This window comes from Streptomyces sp. NPDC051913, assembly GCF_044593635.1.
Lineage (GTDB): Bacteria > Actinomycetota > Actinomycetes > Streptomycetales > Streptomycetaceae > Streptomyces.
Genome location: NZ_JBIUCI010000003.1, coordinates 673,917 through 692,637 on the forward strand (window position 1 = coordinate 673,917; position 18,721 = coordinate 692,637).

Sequence of the window (18,721 nt, forward strand, 5' to 3'; positions counted from 1 at the left end):
ACGGCCATGAGCAGCCGCGAGGACGAAGCGCTGGCGCATGCCGCGGTGACCGCGCTGACCGGGCAGCTGGCCCTGGCTCCCAAGCCGGGGCTGCCCGATCCGCGCGACCTGGACGCACGGACCACCCGCCTGGACCACTGCGCCCTGCGCTGGTCGGCGAAGGCGCTCGTACCCGGCCTCGCGGCCATGGCCGCCGCCGCCCGCCGCACCGGCGAGCCGACTCCCGGGCTCCGCGGCGAACTCGGCGCGATCGGCCGCTGCACCGAGCACTCGGTGGGCCTCGCGGGCGGCGGTCACCGGGGCGCCCTGTGGGCTCTCGGCCTGCTGGTCGCCGCGGCCGCCCTGAACCCCGGGGGCAAGGGCTGGGACGTCGCCGCGACCGCCAAGGGTATCGCCCGGCACCCCGACAAACGGGCCCCGCGACGCCCGTCGCGAGGCTCGTCGGTCTCGGCGAAGTACGGTGCCGCCGGGGCGCGTGGCGAGGCGCGGGCCGGATTCCCGCACGTACGGCGGGCGTTGGACGCGCTGGCCGCCGCCCGCAAGGCGGGTGCCACGGAGGCGGAGGCCCGCCTGGACGCCCTGCTCACCGTGATGTCCACCCTCCAGGACACCGAACTCCTCTACACCGCCGGCCCACTTGGTCTGCGCCACGTCCAGGCCGGCGCCCGCGGAGTCCTGGAAGCGGGCGGCACGGCCACGGCGGCGGGCGCGACGGCCCTCGCCGCCTTCGACGAGGACCTGCACGCGCGCGCGTGGAGCCCCCGCGGCAGCGCGGGGCTGCTGGCGGGGGCGCTGTTCCTGGACTCGCTTCCGGTACGCGCCGGTTCACCGGCCGGAGCGGCCTGAACGCCGGACAGCCGCCCGCACCCGCTCCGGGCGGCCGTCCCTCGCCTCGGGCACCTGTCGGTTGACGAGCGGCGGCTGCCGTCATGTGACGACCAGCGGCTGCCGTCAGTTGACGACCAGCTGCTGCTGTCAGTTGACCAGCACCGGCTGCGGGCCCGCCTCCGGCTGGGCGACGGCGGCCCGGCGCCGCGCGGCCGGGCCCATGGCGTACGACGCCACGAGCGTCGCCGCTCCCAGCAGCAGCCACCCGGCCGTGCCCCACCCGAGCAGCAGCGTCGTCAGCACGAGGGGGCCCAGCGTCCGCGCCACCGTCACGCCGGTGCCGAAGAAGCCCTGGTACTCGCCGACCCGGTCGGCCGGCGCCAGTTCGAAGGACAGCTGCCAGGACCCGGCGGACTGCCCCATCTCCGCGACGACTTGAAGCACCGCCCCGGCGACCAGCGCGCCGGCGGCCACCCACGCCGAGCCGCCCGCCGACAGCGCGAACACCGTGCACGCGGCCAGCATCACCCACCCCGCCCGCCGCACCGCGCGCGTGGCCGACACGAGCCCGGTGACCCCGCGGGCCATGCGCACCTGGAACAGCATCACGGCCCCGGTGTTGAGCACGAACAGCACGGAGACCAGCCAGGCCGGGGCGTCGGTCCGCTCCGCGATCCACAGCGGCAGCGCGAGGCTGAGCAGCGGCATCCGCAGCAGCAGGACGGTGTTGAGGAGCGTGACGACGACATAGCGCCGGTCGCGCACGACGGCGAGGCCGTGACGTTTCCGCGTACCGGCACGAGGCGTCGGCGAAGACGCCGGCGAAGGCAGCCGCAGCAGCACCCCCGCGCACACCACGAAGCTCAGCACGTCCACCGCGAACACCCCGAGATACGCCGCCCGCGTACCGGCCTGGAGCGCCAGCCCGCCCAGCCCCGCACCCACCGCCAGACCGGCGTTGAACGCCGACTGCAGATGGGCCAGCAGCCCGGTGCGCTCCCCGGCGGGCACCAGTCCCGCCAGCAGCGTCTGCCGGGCCGCCGCCAGCCCCGACTGCGCGGCGGCGTAGACGCACGCGGCCAGGACGAACGGCACGAACCCGTGGACGAACAGAAACACCGCCACCGCGCCCCCGGCCACCACCGCCAGCAGCACCGCCGTCCCACGCGCTCCACGCCGGTCGGCCAACCGCCCCAGCGGCACCCCCGCCAACGCGCCGAGGGCCCACGCGAGGGTCAGCCCGAGCCCCACGCGCGCGGGGTCGAGGCCGACGACGTACGTGAAGTAGAGCGCCGACGTCACGAGGAAGGCACCGTCACCGACGGCGTTGGTCAACTGGGCCAGGGCGAGGACGCGTTGCGGCCCCCGGGGCGGGACGAGCGAGTTCGTCATACGACCGACGTTAGAAGCCGACTGGACCGACGGACAGGCCCATTGGTCAACGCTTTTCCTGGCCCAATCCGTCGAGCACCCGCCCCAGCACCTCCAGCGCCTGCGGATAGGCCCGCTCCCGAGGAGTCCCGTACCCCACGACCAGCCCCTGCGCCCGCCCGTCCGCGTCGTCCGGCGAGTGCCAGTGGTCGCCGAGCCGCCCCACCGCGAGCCCCGCCGCCTCGGCCCGCGCCAGGGTTTCCTTCTCGTCGGCGACCTCCACGAGCGCGTGCAGCCCGGCCGCGATCCCCCGCACCACCCGCCCCGTCCCGAGCCGGTGCAGCAGCTGGTCCCGGCGCCGCCGGTACCGCAGCCGGCAGGCCCGTACATGACGGTCGTAGGCATGGCTGTCGATGAGTTCGGCCAGCGCCAGCTGTCCGATGGTCTCGGTGTGGTGATCGCTGTGCAGCTTGGCGTCGGCGACCGCGTCGACCAGGTGCGGCGGCAGCACCATCCAGCCGAGCCGCAGCGCGGGCCCCAGGGTCTTCGACGCGGTGCCCAGATAGACCACGTGCCCGGGCGCCATGCCCTGGAGTGCCCCGACGGGCTGCCGGTCGTAGCGGAACTCGCCGTCGTAGTCGTCCTCGACGATCAGCCCGCCCCGCGCGCGTGCCCAGTCGGTGACCGCCCGCCGCCGCGAGGGATGGAGCGTCACCCCGGTCGGATACTGGTGCGCCGGCGTCAGCACGACCGCCCGCGCGTCCCCCAGCTCCCCCGCACAGGCACCCTTCTCGTCCACCCGCACCGGTACGACCCGACCGCCACCCCGGCGCACCACCTCCCGGTGGAAGGCCAGCCCGGGCTCCTCCATGGCGATCTCGCCGCCGTCGAGCACGCGCGTGAGCAGCGCGAGCCCCTGCACGTACCCCGAGGTGATCACGATCCGCTCCGGCGGCGCGACCACCCCACGCGCCCGCCCCAGATACCCCGACAGCGCGGTCCGCAGCTCGATCCGCCCGCGCGGATCTCCGTAGTCGTACGCCAGCGAGGGCGCCGTGGCGATGGCCCGCCGCAACGCCCGCAACCAGGCCGCCGCGGGAAAGGCCCCGACATCCGGACTCCCCGGCCGCAGATCGAACCGAGGCGCACGCGCGCGTGAGGCGACGGGCGCGGCTTCGGCATCGCCGACCGGAAGAGACGCCACCTGCGTCCCGGCCCCCTGTCGAGCGGTCAGATACCCCTCGGCGACAAGCTGGTCGTAGGCCGCTTTGACAGTCCCCCGAGAAACCCCGAGCTCCTCGGCCAGCCGCCGAGTAGCGGGCAACCGAGCCCCAGGAGCGAGCCGCCCATCGCGCACGGCATCACGAAGGGCACGCTCAAGCCCCGACCGTCGCCCTTCAGCGGCGATCAGCTCAATATGCAGGTCCACTGCAACCCCCAAGGGGCGCGGGGAACTGCGCGACAAGCCCCCACACGCCCGCACAACGCGACGAAAGGCCGGGCACCCCACTGGTACCCGGCCTTCAAGACAACCTCAGGCCTTGAGAGCAGCCATCCAGCTCTCGACCTCGTCGGACCGCCGAGGCAGCCCCTCGGACATGTTCCGGTTACCGTCCACGGTCACCAGGATGTCGTCCTCGATCCGCACACCGATGCCCCGGTACTCCTCGGGCACGGTCAGATCGTCGGCCTGGAAGTACAGCCCGGGCTCGACGGTCAGCACCATCCCCGCCTCCAGGGTGCCGTCGACGTACGACTCCACGCGCGCGGCAGCGCAGTCATGGACGTCCATGCCGAGCATGTGCCCGGTCCCGTGCAGCGTCCAGCGCCGCTGAAGGCCGAGTTCCAGCACCCGCTCGACGGGCCCCTCGACCAGCCCCCACTCGACGAGCCGCTCGGTCAGCACCCGCTGCGCGGCGTCATGGAAGTCCCGGTACTTCGCGCCCGGCTGCACCGCGGCGATGCCGGCCTCCTGGGCGTCGTACACGGCGTCGTAGATCTTCTTCTGGATCTCGCTGTAGCGGCCGTTGATCGGCAGCGTGCGGGTGACGTCGGCGGTGTAGTACGTGTGCGTCTCGACGCCCGCGTCGAGCAGCAGCAGGTCACCGGAGCGCACCGGCCCGTCGTTGCGCACCCAGTGCAGCGTGCAGGCGTGCGGACCGGCGGCGCAGATGGAGCCGTAGCCGATGTCGTTGCCCTCGACCCGCGCGCGGAGGAAGAACGTGCCCTCGATGTAGCGCTCGCTCGTCGCCTCGGCCTTGTCGAGGACCTTCACGACGTCCTCGAAGCCGCGCGCGGTCGAGTCGACGGCCTTCTGCAGCTCGCCGATCTCGAAGTCGTCCTTGACCAGCCGCGCCTCGGAGAGGAAGACCCGCAGCTCCTCGTCGCGCTCGGCGGTGACCTTGTCGGTCAGCGCGGCCTCGATGCCGGCGTCGTGGCCGCGGACGACACGGACCGGGCCCGTCGCCTCGCGCAGCGCCTCGGCCAGCTCGCGGACGTCGGAGGCGGGGATGCCGTACAGCTTCTCCGCCTCGGTCAGGGAGTGCCGGCGGCCCACCCACAGCTCGCCCTGGCCGGAGAGCCAGAACTCGCCGTTCTCACGGTCGGAGCGCGGCAGCAGATAGATCGTCGCCTTGTGCCCGTCTCCGGCCGGCTCCAGGACGAGGACGCCGTCCTCGGTCTGGTTGCCGGTGAGGTAGGCGTACTCCACGGAGGCCCGGAAGGCGTACTCGGTGTCGTTGGAGCGGGTCTTCAGGTTGCCCGCGGGGATCACCAGCCGCTCGCCGGGGAAACGCGCGGAGAGCGCGGCACGGCGGGCCGCGGTCTCGGCGGCCTGGGCGATCGGCTCCAGGTCGTGCAGTTCGGTGTCGGCCCAGCCGGACTTCATGTTCTCGGCGAGCTCGTCGGAGACGCCCGGGTACAGGCCGTTCTTCCGCTGCTTGATGGGCTCTTCCGACTCAGTCTCCGGGGTCTCCGGGGTGAGCTCGTCGGCCACGGTCATCCTCCTCGATACGGCACTGGACCTCCTCCATCGTACGGTCGTACGGAAGGGGGCCCAGGGCCGGAAGGCCTGTTACACGCCGCTGTCCGGCGTTACACGGGGCGCTACTCGAAACGGGCGGCGAGCAGCACGACGTCCTCGTCGGAGTCCGCCGCGTCCAGTCCGTCCGGCAGCACCGTGCGCAGCACGTGGTCGGCGATCGCGTCCGGGTCGTGCCGCAGTGCCCTGGGCACTCCGGCGGCTGCCGCGTGCAGCCGGGCGAAGGCGCGGTCGGTGGCGTCGCCGGTGCGGTGCAGCAGCCCGTCGGTGTAGAGCAGAACCGTCTCTCCGGGTTCGGCCACCAGCTCCACGCTGGGCGCCTCCCAGCAGGCCAGCATCCCGAGCGGCGCCGACACCGACGTCTCCACGAACTCCGTGCGCCGCTCGCCGACCAGCAGCGGCGGGCAGTGCCCGGCCCCGGCCAGCGTGATCTTGCGCAGCGCGGGCTCGCAGTAGGCGAACAGGGCGGTGGCGGAGCGGGCGGGCTCGGTCAGGCGCAGCAGCAGCTCCAGGTCGGACAGGACCGCGACCGGGTCCTCGCCCTCCATGACGGCGTACGCCCGCAGCGACGCTCTGAGCCGGCCCATCGCGGCGACCGCGCTGGGGCCCGAGCCGGTCACCGAGCCGACGGCGAGGCCCAGGGCCGCGTCGGGCAGCGGCAGTGCGTCGTACCAGTCGCCGCCGCCGCGCGGGCCGGTGCGGTGCCGGGCGGCGAGCTGGACACCGGCGACGCGGGGGAGCCGGGACGGCAGCAGCTCCTCGGCCATCGTCGCCATGGACGCGCGCGTGCGCTCGACCTCGACGACGCGGGCCAGGTGTTCGGTGGCGTAGCGGGCGTACAGGCCGACGAGATGGCGCTGGCGCTCGGAGGGCTCGGCCGGTTCGTCGTAGAGCCACACGGCGGCGCCCAGCCGGCCCGCCGCGTCCGACGACAGGGGCAGCGCGTAGCTCGCGGCGTAGCCGAGGCGGGCGGCGACCTCGCGGTGGCGGGGGTCGAGGCCGTCCTCGGCGAAGAGGTCCGGCTCGGCGATCTCGCCGTCGCCGTCGGGCAGTCCCTCCAGGATGCGGCCGTACGACATGACGCTGCGCGGCACCGTCTCGATGTGACCGAGGTCGGCTCGGGCGAGGCCGAGGCCGATGGTGGTGTCGGGGCCGAGTCCGTCGCCGGGTTCCAGGACGAGGAGACCGCGCCGGGCGCCCACCAGGGCGGCTCCGGCGCGCAGCAGTTCGGTCAGGGCGTCCGCGAGTACGTCCGTGCGGGCCAGCCGTTCCGTGAGTTCATGGAGGGTCGTGAGGTCGGAGACCCAGCCGGCGAGCCGGTCCTGGAGCAGGGCTCCCGGGGCGCCTGGTGGAGGGGCCGGTGAGGTGTCCGGGGCTACGGGCGCGGGCGCGACAGTGTGTGCGGGCGAGGGAACCGTTGAATCGATTCCGGCCACTTTCGGAGGGTGAGGGGCGTTCATGGCGTCCGGCTTTCCGACCGGTGCGTATTGCTCAAAAGCATCGCAAACCCCCATGTCATTCTGCGCCGCTAGCAGTGTCTCCACATGTACACGCACTCGTGAGGGGATGTCCAGCATTGTCCTGCCGGGATTCCTGGTGTCCGTGGGTCACCGGTGCACCCCTTGCCGAAAAGCGAAGTTGGCTTGAAACTGACTCAGGTAACGCCTTATTGCGGTCGACTGGCCTTGCTCCACAGAGCGTCACAGCGGTCGTGATGGGTACGTACTCGGAGAAGGCCAGGGGTGGTTGACAACCTCCCGGAACCTGGTGACGGACCCGGGCGTCTTAGCCACCGACGACCGAGCCCCATCCTCCCGTGGCGGAGGCGAAGAGATACACGCGGGACGGCAAACGCCAGACTTCGCCACCCCCACGCCACGCCCATGCTTTTGATAGATGCAGTGTGGGCCCGGCTGCCGTGGACGCAGCCGACGTTCGGCCCATAGGGGTTCCCCTTGTCTCGGGCAGGGGTGTGATGCGCCAACAGGTACGCACAGTGCAGTGATCGACACATGGTGTGATGTGGCCCACGGTGTTGCCAGCGGTGCAACGGAAAGGAACGAGCGCTCATGCGCGAGATCCTCGGAAAGGCACGCAGGCTCCTGTCCAAGCGGAACGACGGGGGGCCTGAGTTGATCAGCGCGGCCCTGACCTTCGCGACGGAATGGCAGTGGCCCGTACTCCCGGGCGCGGCACCGGACCCGCAAGGCCGGGCCCGCTGCTCGTGTCCCGACCCCGAGTGCACGGTGCCCGGGGCGCACCCCTTCGATCCCGGCCTCCTCGCGGCCACGACCGATGAGCGCATGGTGCGCTGGTGGTGGACCAACCGGCCCGCCGCCCCGATCGTCCTGGCCACCGGCGGACCGGCCCCGTGCGCGGTCTCCCTGCCGGCCCTCGCGGCCTCCCGGGCGCTCACCGCCCTCGACCGCCAGGGCATGCGCCTGGGCCCGGTGATCGCCTCGCACCACCGCTGGTCGATCCTCGTCAAGCCGTACTCCATGGAGCAGTTGGGCGAACTGCTGTACGCCAAGGACTTCGTCCCCGGCTCGCTGCGGTTCCACGGTGAGGGCGGCTACCTCGCCCTGCCCCCGTCCGAGACGGGCCACGGCGCCATCCGCTGGGAGCGCGCCCCGCTGCCCGGCTCGGCCTCTCCGTGGGTGCCCGATGTGGAGGCCGTGGTCGACGCGGTGGTCGACGCCCTCACTCGTACGGGTGTGAGCGCGCCCGAGTTGTAGGGGTGTCGGGCGCGCACGCAACCAGCCGTGCGCGCCCGGTCGTTATCGTCCCCTTTCATGAACCTTCGTCTCCTCGCCCTCTCGGGCGTCGTGGCATGCGCGGTCGCGCTGCCGCTGGCCGTGGCGTCCGCAGGGCAGGTGGGAGACGACGTCCGTACGGCTGTACGACCGTCCGGACAGGAACGGTCCTCTGACGAAAAGGCGCCGTCCGCCGCGCCCTCCCGTTCCCCCCTGCTGCTCGGCCTGGGACTCGCCACCGCCGCGCGCTGCGGTCCCGAACTCACCTCCGCGGACGGCATCGAGGCGCAGACGTGTGTGCTGACGCAGGGCGAGGAGACCTGGGCGCGGACCTACTACCGCAATGTCACCGGCAGCGCGCTGGACTCGGTGCTGAGCCTCATGGGCCCGGACGACCGCACCGTGCAGATGCGGTGTGCCGTGGGCGCGGGGGACGAACCGGGGACCTGCGAGACACCCCGGGAGCCCACCCGGGGCGGACCGGAGGCCTACACGGCGGTCGCGGAGTTCGCGGGGGAGGCCGGAAGCGGGCCACTGCTGCTGCGTTCCGGAAGCAACTCTTCGGCGCCTGACGGCAGTTGACGTGCCCCAGCGGTCCGTGAACGGAGGCGGGCAGAGAAAGACCCGGTTGCTGGCGACGGGGGATGCACCAGCAACCGGGCTACTCGAACGGTAACAAGAGATCGGCTGTTCGCAAATTCGATCTCGGAAGTTCGTCGGCTTTCCGGACACCGACTCACTTGTTCCGGACGGGAGTTGTGATCCGTTCCCAGCGATCCTCGAGTGCCGGAGCAGCTGACCGACCGGTCAGCCGCTGTCCGGTCTCGAACCTGTGTGTTAGCTGAGGGTCACCTGTCGGTTGGTCAGGCCGCCCCGCGCGCGACGCTCGTCCGCGGTGAGCGGAGCGTCCGAGGCCAGGGCGGCGGTGAGCCGCTCGGCGAACTCGGCCGCCGGCTTCTCCACGTCGTCCGCCGTCACCCCGCTCGGCAGGTCCCAGACCGGCACGGTCAGGCCGTGGGCCCGGAAGGAGCCGACCAGCCGGGTGCCCTCACCGAGGCTGGACCTCCCGGCCGCGTGCAGCCGCGCGAGGGCGTCCAGAAGCTGCTCCTCGCCGTACGGCATGACCCAGCGCAGGTGGTTCTTCTCCGGCGTCTCGCACCAGTAGGCGGCGTCCACACCCTGGAGCTTCGCGGTCGGGATGGCCGCGGCGTTGGCCCGCTCCAGGGAGGCGGTCACCTCCGGGGTGGCGTTCTCCGCGTCCGGGACCCAGAACTCGAAGCCCTCGTGCACGACTGGCTCGAACGCGCCTTCGGGGTCGAGGAGATCCTGCAGCCGCGGACCGTCGGCGGGGGCGCGGCGGCCCTGGACCGGGGTGCCCGGGTCGGCGGTGAGCGCGCGCTGGAGGGTGTCGGCGAGGTCGCGGCTGATGTCGCCGGACGCCGTGTCGTTCTGCAGGCCCAGCAGGACCGAGCCGTCGTCGCGGCGCAGCGCCGGCCACGCCATCGGCAGCACTGTGGCCAGGGTGACCGACGGGACGCCCTCGGGGAGGCCGCCCTTCAGGGACAGCTCGACCGTGGCGGCCGGCACCAGCTCGCGCAGGGCCACCCAGTCGCCCTCACCGGCCAGGCCCTCGAACGGGCGCTGCACCAGCTCGGTCACCGCGTGCGCGGCGGCCCGGCCGTGACACGCCTTGTAGCGGCGGCCGCTGCCGCAGGGGCAGGGCTCACGGGCACCGACGACCGGGACCTCCCCGTCGGCGATCTGAGGGCGCTGGGCCTTCGTCTGGGGTCGCTTCTTGGCCATCGTGGGGTCTCCCGGTTACGGCTCGTCTCGTACGGCGGGAGCCTAGCCGTTCACGCCATGCGCGACGGGAGCCTGTGGACAACGTGCCGATGTGCCGGGTCGCCCCGGTGCGGCGAGCCCCGGCCCTCAGTCGAGGTCGGTGAAGGCGTCCGCGAAGTCCAGGTCGGGCATGGACGACACCGAGGGGGCCGTGACGCGCGTAGCGAAGTCGTCCCTGCGGTGACCGGCGTCCGGATCATGAACGTCGTCGTGCACGACCACCCACACCGTGATCTCGCCGCGGGCGTCGTCCCGGACGCCCCAGTCGTCGGAGAGCGCGGTGATGATGTTGAGCCCGCGGCCGCCGTGCGCGGTGACCGAGGGCGTGGCCGGAGCAGGGCGGGTGGGCCCGCCGCCGTCCGTCACCTCGACCGTGAGTCTGCCGCTCGGCTCCACGCGCCATGCGGCGCGGACGTCGCCGTCCCCGGCCAGGGCATCGCCCAGTGGCCGGCCGTGTTTGCACGCATTGCTCAAGAGTTCGGAAAGGATCAGTACGGCGTCGTCGATGACCGTTTCCGACACACCGCCCGTCCGTAGCTGAGAACGCATCCGGTGTCTTGCTTCCCCCACGCCCGCAGGGCCATGGGGTACGGCCATGCTCGACGACGTGGGCACCTCCTGTGCCACCACCAACGCCACCCCCGAGACCTCCTTTGCCCCACGCCACGGTGTGGATGCCCCATTGGCCTGTACCGGAAACCGGCCAATCCAGGTCCGCCGACGCATTCGCCGCGATCGAACACGGACCGAACGCGCCGGTGCACTCCCTGTAATCGGATGGCCGGATTTCGGCGATTTGGCCGAGACTGAAGATGCTTCAGTCGACTCGTGGGGTCAAGGTTTCTTCACAGGTCTTTACCAGTGAGTCACCGTCAGGAGCCGGACCGGTCATCGGCCCAGTCGGCGCAGTACCGCGCGGGGCCGGTTGGTGATGATGGCGTCGATGCCCAGCTCGACGCAGAGATCGACGTCCTCGGGCTCGTTCACCGTCCACACGTGCACCTGGTGGCCGGCTCGCTTGAGCCGCTCGATGTACGCCGGGTGATTGCGCACGATCCGGATCGAGGGGCCCGCGATCCGCACGCCCGCCGGAAGCCGGCCGTCCCGGAGGCGGGGCGAGACGAACTGCATCAGGTAGACCGTCGGCAGCGCCGGCGAGGCGGCACGCACGCGTGCCAGCGACCGGGCGGAGAAGCTCATGATCCGCACCGGGGACTCGGCCGCCGTGGCGGGGGCCTCCAGCCCGAACCGCTTCAGCAGCACCAGCAGCCGCTCCTCCACCTGACCGGCCCATCGCGTGGGGTGCTTGGTCTCGATGGCCAGTTCCACCCGCCTGTCCGCGTCCGCGACGAGTTCCAGGAGTCGCTCCAGGGTGAGGACGGAGGTCTCCTCGCGGTCCTCGGGGCGGTGCTCCCAGTCCGGCTCCTCGTCCCGGTTCTTCCAGGAGCCGAAGTCCAGGGTGGCCAGCTCGGCCAGCTCCAGGGCGGAGACCGCCCCGCGCCCGTTGGACGTGCGGTTGACGCGTCGGTCGTGGACGCAGACGAGATGGCCGTCGGCGGTCAGGCGCACATCGCACTCGAGGGCGTCGGCGCCGTCCTCGATCGCCTTCCTGTACGCGGCCAGAGTGTGCTCGGGGGCCTCTTCGGAGGCTCCGCGGTGGGCTACGACCTGAATGCTGTGCTGCCGTGCGTGGGTCACCGCGTCATGGTGCCACCGCCGCGGGGTACGCGTCGCACGAGGTGGGCGACGATCGGACGAGGAGTGAGCGCCGAGATGCGACCGCTTCGTCTGGAAGGTCCCATATAAAGGATGGTCGCAGACCCACAGGCACCGCTTATGGTGCTCTGACGTCCTGTGGGAAAAGCTGACGGCATACAAAAGCACATGCACAGCTGCATCGCGCCGGACCGTCGGCAAGCGTGAACGAGCGTGACCGAGTGCGACCTTAGGACAACAGCCGTGGATCGAGGAGACAAGCTGTGAGCACCGAGAACGAGGGCACTGCCGTACCCCCGGCCCCGTCCGCACCTCCCGTGCCGGTGGATTCCCCCGCAGCCTCCCCGGCCTCCCCGCAGGCGAGCGGACCCGACAGCGGCGCCCCGACGACCCCGCTCCCCACGACGCCTCCGCACGCCCCCGGCGCGCCGGACCAGGAGCTGGTGCACGCGGGCCAGACACCGGCCTACGCGTCGGCGGGACCGAGCGGCCCGCAGGGCGCGCCGGGTCAGCAGGCGCCCGGCTACGGCGTCCAGGGCCAGGCTCCGCAGGCCGCGGACGCCTCGTGGCCGCCTCCGCCGCCCGCCACCCCGGCGTACGCCGACAGCGGCTCCGGTGGCGCCGGCGCCGATGGCTGGGGCGCCTCCTACCAGCAGCCCGCCCCCAAGTCGGGGCGCGGACGCGGCGGTCTGATGGCGGCTGTCCTGATCGCGGCCCTGGTCGCGGGCGGCCTGGGCGGCGGCCTCGGCTACACCCTGGCCAAGAACGACGACAACACCTCGTCGACGACCGTCGCCGCCTCCGACAGCGGCGGAGACGTCAAGCGCGACGCGGGCACGGTCGCGGGCGTGGCCGCCGCGGCCCTGCCGAGCACGGTGACCATCGAGGCCGAGTCGAGCAGCGGCGAGGGCGGCACCGGCACCGGCTTCGTCTTCGACCGCGAGGGCCACATCCTCACCAACAACCACGTGGTGGCGGACGCGGTGGACGGCGGCAAGCTGACCGCGACCTTCCCGAACGGCAAGAAGTACGACGCCGAGGTCGTCGGCCACGCACAGGGCTACGACGTCGCGGTGATCAAGCTCAAGAACGCGCCGGGTGACCTGAAGCCGTTGACGCTCGGCAACTCCGACAAGGTGGCGGTCGGCGACTCGACCATCGCGATCGGCGCCCCCTTCGGTCTGTCCAACACGGTCACCACCGGCATCATCAGCGCCAAGAACCGCCCGGTGGCCTCCAGTGACGGCACGGGCTCGAACGCCTCCTACATGAGCGCCCTCCAGACGGACGCCTCGATCAACCCGGGCAACTCGGGCGGCCCGCTGCTGGACGCCCAGGGCAACGTGATCGGCATCAACTCGGCGATCCAGTCGACGAGCAGCGGCGGTCTCGGCGGCAGCAGCCAGTCCGGCTCGATCGGCCTGGGCTTCGCCATCCCGATCAACCAGGCCAAGTACGTCGCCCAGCAGCTCATCAAGACCGGCAAGCCGGTCTACGCCAAGATCGGCGCGTCGGTCTCCCTGGAGGACTCCAGCGGCGGCGCGAAGATCACCGAGCAGGGCGCCAGCGGCTCCGACGCCGTCGAGTCCGGCGGCCCGGCCGACAAGGCCGGTCTGAAGCCCGGCGACGTCATCACCAAGCTCGACGACCGGGTGATCGACTCCGGTCCGACCCTCATCGGCGAGATCTGGACCCACCAGCCCGGCGACAAGGTCAAGATCACCTACGAGCGGGGCGGCAAGACCAGCACGGTGGAGCTCACCCTGGGCTCGCGTGAGGGCGACAGCTGACCTCACGCGCGCGGCCGTACCGCTGACCCCACGCGCGCGTGGGCACCGGTTACTCTTGTCCCCGCGCCGCCGGTCGACGAGCGGCGGCGCGGGGTGGGTTGCCCGAGCGGCCTAAGGGAACGGTCTTGAAAACCGTCGTGGCAGCGATGTCACCGTGGGTTCAAATCCCACACCCACCGCATGTGTTCGAAGGGGTGTCTCTCCAGGAGAGACACCCCTTCGGCGTTCTCCCCGCGCGTCCCTGGGGCGCCAGGGGCCCGGCCAGGCCCTTCACCTTCGTCCCGGCGTGAGCGGCGGGTCCTGTAGGGCGTGGTCCTGGGCGAGTTCGTCCCAGGCCACGTCCCTGAGGGCCTCCTCGGCGTCGCAGCCCGAGGGCACGAAGGTCGTCGACTGGAACCAGACGACGGTGAGCCGGGAGCGGTACAGGACCGGGTCGTGGGACGGGTCCAGGGCCGTGGAGCGGAAGGCGCCGACACAGGCCACCGCCGGGAGGATCTCGACCGGGCCGTGGGCGCCCGCGTACTGGTCGGGGTACTCGCGCGGCGGTGGGACGAGGTGGAGGGGAGCGGTCGGGTAGGCGTGTGCGGCCGAGCGCAACAGGCCCTGGATCCTGACCTCGTTGACCGGTCGGCACGGATAGCCCTCGGGCAGTTCGCCGTACGTCGAGGAGAGCCGCAGCTCGGCGAGGACGACACTGCGGCCCGAGGCGAGGGTGAGGCGTGCCAGGGCCATGGTCGGCACTCCGGGACGGTGGCGCATCGTGCTCCCGTGGATGGTGCTGTACGTGGTGCCGGGGCATCCGTCCTCACGGCCGGTGCCCCGTCATGCGTGCCGCCGACGCGATCGTGGCGCGGGCCTCGCGTTCGGACAGGCCGGTGTTGAGGGCCGCCTCGACGAGGGGGTCCAGGAGGGCGGGGCCGATGCCGTCCTCGTAGGCACGGCAGGCCGCCCAGAACAGGCGGGTGTTGCGCTGGCCCTCGTGCGCGGCCAGGACGAACTGCACCAGGCCCTGCCCGTGGTCGCCGGTCGACGCGGGCGTGGGGTGGTGGGTGGTGCGGGGCGGCGGGAGCAGGAGGCGCAGCAGGGCCGGCGGGCAGGTGGCGGGCGCGAGGTGGGCCGTGCCGGGGGCTGTCGCGTACACGCCGTGGTCGGTGCGGGAACCGGGGCCGACGAGATAGCCGCCGGCGCCGCGGATGTCGATGCCGGGCGCAAGCCGCCCCGCGGAATTGGGGACGACCACGTCGGGCGGGCCGCTCAGCCACAGATGGCGGCCGCCGCTCGGGGTCAGGACGACCACCGTGGCCGGGATCGTGAAGAGGTGGCGCAGGGCCAGTTCGCGCAGGGCCGTCGAGGAGTCCGTGCCCGATTTCGTGTCGAGGTCGACGCCGATCAGATGGTGGGGCGGGAGGCCGCAGGCGATGCCGTAGCCGGTCGCCCAGGGGGCCGCGGCGAACAGTTCGCGGATGCGGGACGGGTCGGTGGCGGCGTCGTAGACCCCGTGCCCGAAGCGGCCGCACTCGCCGTGGCAGGGCGGGCCCGACGCGGCCTCCGGGGTCGCGTGGGCCGGGGCTACTGGGGTCGCGGGGGCGGGGATGCCGGGGTTCGCGGTGCCGTCGCGGTGCGGCGAGCGCAGCGCCGGGAGCTTCGTCCGGGACAGGGGGATGACAGCCAGTCCGCGCTCGGCCGCGGACAGGGCGTGTGCGAGGGCCAGCGTCGTGGCCTGCCGGTCTGTGGTGGCCATGACTCCATTTTCGTACGAGTGTTCGAAAAAGGGAAGGGAGTTCGGGGGCGACTCGCCGGGCGGGGCGGATTGGCCGGAAAGACGCCGGAACGCTTCACCTCTTGCGGCGCTTGAGGTGGAGATGCCCGGAGAGGGCTGATCCGACGCCTTAGATCGCGAAAGGGGTTTATCGACTTGTCCTCACGCTTCAGGGGGAATGGTGGCTTCCGGGGTGGTTCGCCGGGGATTCGGTGGGCAACTCTGGTCTCGCGACGTCGTGAACGACACCGGGGTGGTCGGCCAACTGCCCTGGAAACAGACTTACTTGACGTATTTCCGGCTCAAGCAGCCGGGTTCTGGAGGAAGAACATGGCAAGCATCCGTACCGCCCGCGTCATCGCCGCCGTCTCCGCCCTTCCGCTCGCCGCGGTGCTGTTCACCGGCGTCGCGACGGCGGACAACGGCGGCTTCGCGGACAACGGATCGAACGCGGGTGTCGCGAGCATCGTCGGCAGCGGGGTCGGTGGCGCGAACAACGGCAACTCGTCCACCACGCAGCAGAACGCGGTCGGCTCCGGCGCCTCGAACCAGAGCAACACCGCGCAGGTCAACGGGTCCGCGTTCACGGCCATCAATCAGGGCAACGACAACACCTCCATCAATTTCACGCCGCTGTGGTGGTGAGCCGGGGGTGAACCGAGGGGGTGTGCCGGGGGGTGGCCTGAGGGGGTGAGCCGAGGGAAGGGCCGGCGGGCTGGGGGGTCGGCCGGCCTGATCCGCCGGGTGTGCTCGAAGGGGTGGTTGTACGGCTGCGCGGTGGTGCTTCGGCGCCGCCGCGCAGCCGTTTTCGTATGACCTTGACAGCTCCGAATATCTGACGGACAGTCAGAAATCTTCTCGAAGTTCGTGGCCGGGTGGTGGGAACCCGGGCGGCGGCTGCGGTGTACCAGAAATGACAGAACGCGACGGGCGGGACGACGGGGACGCGGAAGACAGAGCGAGACAGAGCGAGACAGAGCGAGACAGAGGAAGACACAGGAAGGCAGAGGAGGAGGCTGAGGTTCATGGCGCACGAGCCGCGGGTGAGTGACGAGTTGGGCAGGCGACTGAAGGCGTACGAGGGCCGGACCGCCGCCGTCTCCGCCGCCGGGAAGGACCCTGTCAACGCGCCGATGATCCGGCACTGGTGCGAGGCCATGGGCGACACCAACCCGGCGTACACCGGCCCCGACGCCATAGCGCCCCCCACCATGCTCCAGGCGTGGACGATGGGCGGCCTCTCCGGTCACACGGCCCGCTCCTCGGCGTACGACGAACTGCTCACCCTGCTCGACGAGTCGGGCTGCACCTCGGTCGTCGCCACGGACTGCGAGCAGGAGTACGCCCGCCCCCTGCGCCCCGGTGACGAGATCACGTTCGACGCGGTCATCGAGTCCGTGTCGGACCGCAAGACGACAAAACTCGGCACGGGCTACTTCGTCACGACCCGCATGGACCTCCACGTCGGCCCCGACCTGGTCGGCACTCACCGCTTCCGCATCCTCAAGTACGCACCGGCGCATCGGAGGGAGGGCCCACCGCGAGAGGAACCCGAGCGGGAGAAGCCCCCGCGTCCACGCCCCGTCGTCAACCGTGACAACGCCGGCTTCTGGGAGGGCGTCCGCGAGCGCCGACTCCTGATCCAGCGCTGCACCGGCTGCTCCACCCTGCGCCACCCCTGGCTGCCCGGCTGCGCCACCTGCGGACACCCGGGGTGGGACACGGTCGAGGCGAGCGGTACGGGACAGGTCCACTCGTACGTCGTCATGCATCACCCGCCCTTCCCGGCCTTCGACCCTCCTTACGCGGTCGCGCTGATAGAGCTCACGGAAGGCGTGCGAATGATCAGCAACGTGATCGGGGTGCCGTACGAAGAGGTGCGGATCGGTATGCCGGTGAGGCTCGAATTCAAGGCGTACGACGAGGAGTTGGTGCTGCCGGTCTTCCGGGCCGAGGAAGAACGCGTCGCCGTCGGGGGAGGCTCCCGTGCGGCCCGGTGAGCAACTGCCGCCGTTGGAGATCCCGGTGACCCGCACGCTCGTCGTCGCCGGGGCCATCGCCTCCCGCGACTACCAGGACGTCCACCACGACGCCGAGCTGGCCCGGCAGAAGGGCTCCCCCGACATCTTCATGAACATCCTGACCACCAACGGCCTGGTCGGCCGCTACATCACCGACCACTTCGGAGCGACGGCCGTCCTGCGCCGCGTGGCCATCCGGCTGGGCGCCCCCAACTACCCAGGAGACACGATGGTGTTGAGAGGCGTGGTCGAGGAGGTCACCGAGGAGGCGGACGGCGACACGGCGACGGTCCGCGTGACCGGGGACAACGGCATCGGCAGACACGTCACGGGGACGGTGACGGTCACGGTCCCCTCGGCAGCGGACGCGCCCTCGGAAGCGACCGCCCCCGCGGGAGGTGCCGGATGAGCGTGCGGACGCGGGACTCCCTCGGCGGGCGGGCGGCGATCGTCGGTGTCGGGGCCACGGAGTTCTCCAAGAAATCCGGGCGCAGCGAGCTGAGCCTGGCCGCCGAGGCCGTGCGGGCGGCGCTGGAGGACGCCGGGCTGACGCCCGCCGACGTGGACGGGATGGTGACGTTCACGATGGACACCAGCCCCGAGATCACGGTCGCCCAGGCCTGCGGCATCGGTGAGCTGTCCTTCTTCTCCCGCGTCCACTACGGCGGCGGCGCGGCCTGCGCGACCGTCCAGCAGGCGGCGCTGGCGGTGGCGACGGGCGTCGCGGAGGTGGTGGTCTGCTACCGCGCCTTCAACGAACGCTCGGGGCGTCGCTTCGGCTCCGGGGTGCAGCACCGGGAGCCGTCGGCGGAGGGGGTCGCGCTCGGCTGGTCCCTGCCGTTCGGGCTGCTCACCCCGGCGTCCTGGGTGGCGATGGCGGCCCAGCGCTATCTGCACCTGTACGGCCTGACCCCGGAGGCCTTCGGGCAGGTGGCCGTCACGGCGCGCAGACACGCGGCGACCAACCCGGCGGCCTACTTCCACGGCCGCCCCATCACCCTCGCCGAGCACGCCGCCTCGCGCTGGATCGTGGAGCCGCTCCGCCTCCTCGACTGCTGTCAGGAGACGGACGGAGGCCAGGCGCTGGTCGTCACCTCGCTGGAGCGGGCGCGGGACCTGCCGAATCCGCCCGCCGTCGTGGCAGCCGCAGCTCAGGGGGCGGGCCGGGCCCAGGAGCAGATGACCAGCTTCTACCGCGACGACCTGGCCGGCCTGCCGGAGATGGGAGTGGTGGCCCGCCAGCTGTGGCGGACGTCGGGGCTCACCCCGGCCGACATCGACGTGGGGATCCTGTACGACCACTTCACACCGTTCGTGCTGATGCAGCTGGAGGAGTTCGGGTTCTGCGGGAAGGGGGAGGCGGCGGACTTCGTGGCCGAGGGGCGCCTGCCGCTGAACACCCACGGGGGACAACTGGGGGAGGCGTATCTGCACGGGATGAACGGAATGGCGGAGGGAGTGCGTCAGATCAGGGGGACGGCCGTGAACCCCATACCCTCGGCCCGCCGGGTCCTGGTGACGGCGGGGACGGGAGTGCCGACGTCGGGGCTGGTGCTCACGGCGGACGGATGACCCCGGCCGGATCCGCTCGGATGCCTCCG

The 18,721-nt window shown here is 72.0% G+C and carries 17 protein-coding genes and 1 tRNA gene; 9 read left to right on the forward strand and 9 right to left on the reverse strand.

Going from position 1 to position 18,721, the window contains the following annotated elements:
* Positions 1 to 6: 6 nt before the first annotated feature.
* Positions 7 to 846, forward strand: coding sequence for a triphosphoribosyl-dephospho-CoA synthase (locus ACIHIX_RS12140; RefSeq protein ID WP_399953516.1), 840 nt, complete (start codon positions 7 to 9; stop codon positions 844 to 846).
* Between the two features lie 129 nt (positions 847 to 975).
* Here the strand turns inward: ACIHIX_RS12140 and ACIHIX_RS12145 are convergent, their stop codons facing one another.
* The 4 genes from ACIHIX_RS12145 to ACIHIX_RS12160 all read right to left on the reverse strand — a co-directional run bounded on the left by ACIHIX_RS12145 (position 976) and on the right by ACIHIX_RS12160 (position 6,816).
* On the reverse strand, positions 976 to 2,220 hold the full coding sequence (locus ACIHIX_RS12145; protein ID WP_399953518.1) for an MFS transporter: 1,245 nt from the start codon (positions 2,218 to 2,220) through the stop codon (positions 976 to 978).
* A 46-nt stretch (positions 2,221 to 2,266) separates the two neighbouring features.
* Complete coding sequence (locus ACIHIX_RS12150; RefSeq protein ID WP_399953520.1) at positions 2,267 to 3,640, reverse strand: PLP-dependent aminotransferase family protein; 1,374 nt, start codon at positions 3,638 to 3,640, stop codon at positions 2,267 to 2,269.
* A 93-nt stretch (positions 3,641 to 3,733) separates the two neighbouring features.
* Positions 3,734 to 5,194, reverse strand: a complete 1,461-nt coding sequence (locus ACIHIX_RS12155; protein ID WP_399953522.1) for an aminopeptidase P family protein — start codon at positions 5,192 to 5,194, stop codon at positions 3,734 to 3,736.
* A 110-nt stretch (positions 5,195 to 5,304) separates the two neighbouring features.
* The gene (locus ACIHIX_RS12160; protein ID WP_399953524.1) at positions 5,305 to 6,816 is read right to left on the reverse strand and encodes a PP2C family protein-serine/threonine phosphatase; all 1,512 of its coding nucleotides are present in this window, start codon (positions 6,814 to 6,816) and stop codon (positions 5,305 to 5,307) included.
* A gap of 492 nt (positions 6,817 to 7,308) precedes the next feature.
* Between ACIHIX_RS12160 and ACIHIX_RS12165 the strand changes: the two genes are divergently transcribed.
* Both ACIHIX_RS12165 and ACIHIX_RS12170 read left to right on the forward strand, forming a co-directional pair.
* Positions 7,309 to 7,974: a bifunctional DNA primase/polymerase gene (locus ACIHIX_RS12165; RefSeq protein WP_399953526.1), complete on the forward strand. Its 666-nt coding sequence runs from the start codon at positions 7,309 to 7,311 to the stop codon at positions 7,972 to 7,974.
* Positions 7,975 to 8,031: 57 nt separating this feature from the next.
* Positions 8,032 to 8,574 carry a hypothetical protein gene (locus ACIHIX_RS12170; protein WP_399953528.1) on the forward strand — a complete coding sequence of 181 codons (543 nt, stop codon included), beginning with the start codon at positions 8,032 to 8,034 and terminating at the stop codon, positions 8,572 to 8,574.
* Positions 8,575 to 8,829: 255 nt separating this feature from the next.
* Here ACIHIX_RS12170 and ACIHIX_RS12175 read toward each other — a convergent pair whose 3' ends face one another.
* The 3 genes from ACIHIX_RS12175 to ACIHIX_RS12185 form a co-directional block, all read right to left on the reverse strand.
* A complete protein-coding gene (locus ACIHIX_RS12175; RefSeq protein WP_399953530.1) occupies positions 8,830 to 9,795 on the reverse strand; it encodes a DUF5926 family protein in 966 nt (321 codons plus the stop codon).
* Between the two features lie 126 nt (positions 9,796 to 9,921).
* Entirely contained in the window at positions 9,922 to 10,560 is a 639-nt protein-coding gene (locus ACIHIX_RS12180) for an ATP-binding protein (RefSeq protein ID WP_399953532.1), read from the reverse strand.
* A 162-nt stretch (positions 10,561 to 10,722) separates the two neighbouring features.
* Entirely contained in the window at positions 10,723 to 11,532 is an 810-nt protein-coding gene (locus ACIHIX_RS12185; RefSeq protein WP_399953535.1) for a glycerophosphodiester phosphodiesterase, read from the reverse strand.
* A gap of 281 nt (positions 11,533 to 11,813) precedes the next feature.
* On the opposite strand from ACIHIX_RS12185, the gene ACIHIX_RS12190 reads away from it, so the two are divergent.
* Complete coding sequence (locus tag ACIHIX_RS12190) at positions 11,814 to 13,340, forward strand: S1C family serine protease (RefSeq protein ID WP_399953537.1); 1,527 nt, start codon at positions 11,814 to 11,816, stop codon at positions 13,338 to 13,340.
* Between the two features lie 92 nt (positions 13,341 to 13,432).
* A tRNA-Ser gene (locus ACIHIX_RS12195) sits at positions 13,433 to 13,519 on the forward strand.
* 91 nt (positions 13,520 to 13,610) lie between these two features.
* Here the strand turns inward: ACIHIX_RS12195 and ACIHIX_RS12200 are convergent.
* Both ACIHIX_RS12200 and ACIHIX_RS12205 read right to left on the reverse strand, forming a co-directional pair.
* Positions 13,611 to 14,072: a hypothetical protein gene (locus ACIHIX_RS12200; protein ID WP_399953540.1), complete on the reverse strand. Its 462-nt coding sequence runs from the start codon at positions 14,070 to 14,072 to the stop codon at positions 13,611 to 13,613.
* A gap of 73 nt (positions 14,073 to 14,145) precedes the next feature.
* Positions 14,146 to 15,081, reverse strand: a complete 936-nt coding sequence (locus ACIHIX_RS12205; protein WP_399953543.1) for a bifunctional DNA primase/polymerase — start codon at positions 15,079 to 15,081, stop codon at positions 14,146 to 14,148.
* Positions 15,082 to 15,429: 348 nt separating this feature from the next.
* On the opposite strand from ACIHIX_RS12205, the gene ACIHIX_RS12210 reads away from it, so the two are divergent.
* From ACIHIX_RS12210 to ACIHIX_RS12225, 4 genes are all read left to right on the forward strand, one after another.
* A complete protein-coding gene (locus tag ACIHIX_RS12210) occupies positions 15,430 to 15,744 on the forward strand; it encodes a hypothetical protein (protein ID WP_399953545.1) in 315 nt (104 codons plus the stop codon).
* 380 nt (positions 15,745 to 16,124) lie between these two features.
* Positions 16,125 to 17,099 (forward strand): bifunctional MaoC family dehydratase N-terminal/OB-fold nucleic acid binding domain-containing protein, encoded by a 975-nt coding sequence (locus ACIHIX_RS12215; RefSeq protein WP_399953548.1) that lies wholly within the window; start codon positions 16,125 to 16,127, stop codon positions 17,097 to 17,099.
* On the forward strand, positions 17,086 to 17,529 hold the full coding sequence (locus ACIHIX_RS12220; RefSeq protein ID WP_399953550.1) for a MaoC/PaaZ C-terminal domain-containing protein: 444 nt from the start codon (positions 17,086 to 17,088) through the stop codon (positions 17,527 to 17,529). Before ACIHIX_RS12215 ends, ACIHIX_RS12220 begins: the two co-directional genes overlap by 14 nt.
* Positions 17,526 to 18,692 (forward strand): lipid-transfer protein, encoded by a 1,167-nt coding sequence (locus tag ACIHIX_RS12225; RefSeq protein WP_399953553.1) that lies wholly within the window; start codon positions 17,526 to 17,528, stop codon positions 18,690 to 18,692. Before ACIHIX_RS12220 ends, ACIHIX_RS12225 begins: the two co-directional genes overlap by 4 nt.
* Positions 18,693 to 18,721: the final 29 nt, after the last annotated feature.

Excerpts from the sequence above, each read along its gene's own strand:
- ACIHIX_RS12140 (WP_399953516.1), top strand. The coding sequence starts at position 7 with ATGAGCAGCCGCGAGGACGAAGCGCTGGCGCATGCCGCGGTGACCGCG.
- ACIHIX_RS12225 (WP_399953553.1), top strand. The coding sequence starts at position 17,526 with ATGAGCGTGCGGACGCGGGACTCCCTCGGCGGGCGGGCGGCGATCGTC.
- ACIHIX_RS12165 (WP_399953526.1), top strand. The coding sequence starts at position 7,309 with ATGCGCGAGATCCTCGGAAAGGCACGCAGGCTCCTGTCCAAGCGGAAC.
- ACIHIX_RS12200 (WP_399953540.1), bottom strand. The coding sequence starts at position 14,072 with ATGGCCCTGGCACGCCTCACCCTCGCCTCGGGCCGCAGTGTCGTCCTC.
- ACIHIX_RS12160 (WP_399953524.1), bottom strand. The coding sequence starts at position 6,816 with ATGCTGGACATCCCCTCACGAGTGCGTGTACATGTGGAGACACTGCTA.
- ACIHIX_RS12180 (WP_399953532.1), bottom strand. The coding sequence starts at position 10,560 with ATGCGTCGGCGGACCTGGATTGGCCGGTTTCCGGTACAGGCCAATGGG.
- ACIHIX_RS12170 (WP_399953528.1), top strand. The coding sequence starts at position 8,032 with ATGAACCTTCGTCTCCTCGCCCTCTCGGGCGTCGTGGCATGCGCGGTC.
- ACIHIX_RS12175 (WP_399953530.1), bottom strand. The coding sequence starts at position 9,795 with ATGGCCAAGAAGCGACCCCAGACGAAGGCCCAGCGCCCTCAGATCGCC.
- ACIHIX_RS12145 (WP_399953518.1), bottom strand. The coding sequence starts at position 2,220 with ATGACGAACTCGCTCGTCCCGCCCCGGGGGCCGCAACGCGTCCTCGCC.
- ACIHIX_RS12210 (WP_399953545.1), top strand. The coding sequence starts at position 15,430 with ATGGCAAGCATCCGTACCGCCCGCGTCATCGCCGCCGTCTCCGCCCTT.
- ACIHIX_RS12205 (WP_399953543.1), bottom strand. The coding sequence starts at position 15,081 with ATGGCCACCACAGACCGGCAGGCCACGACGCTGGCCCTCGCACACGCC.
- ACIHIX_RS12215 (WP_399953548.1), top strand. The coding sequence starts at position 16,125 with ATGGCGCACGAGCCGCGGGTGAGTGACGAGTTGGGCAGGCGACTGAAG.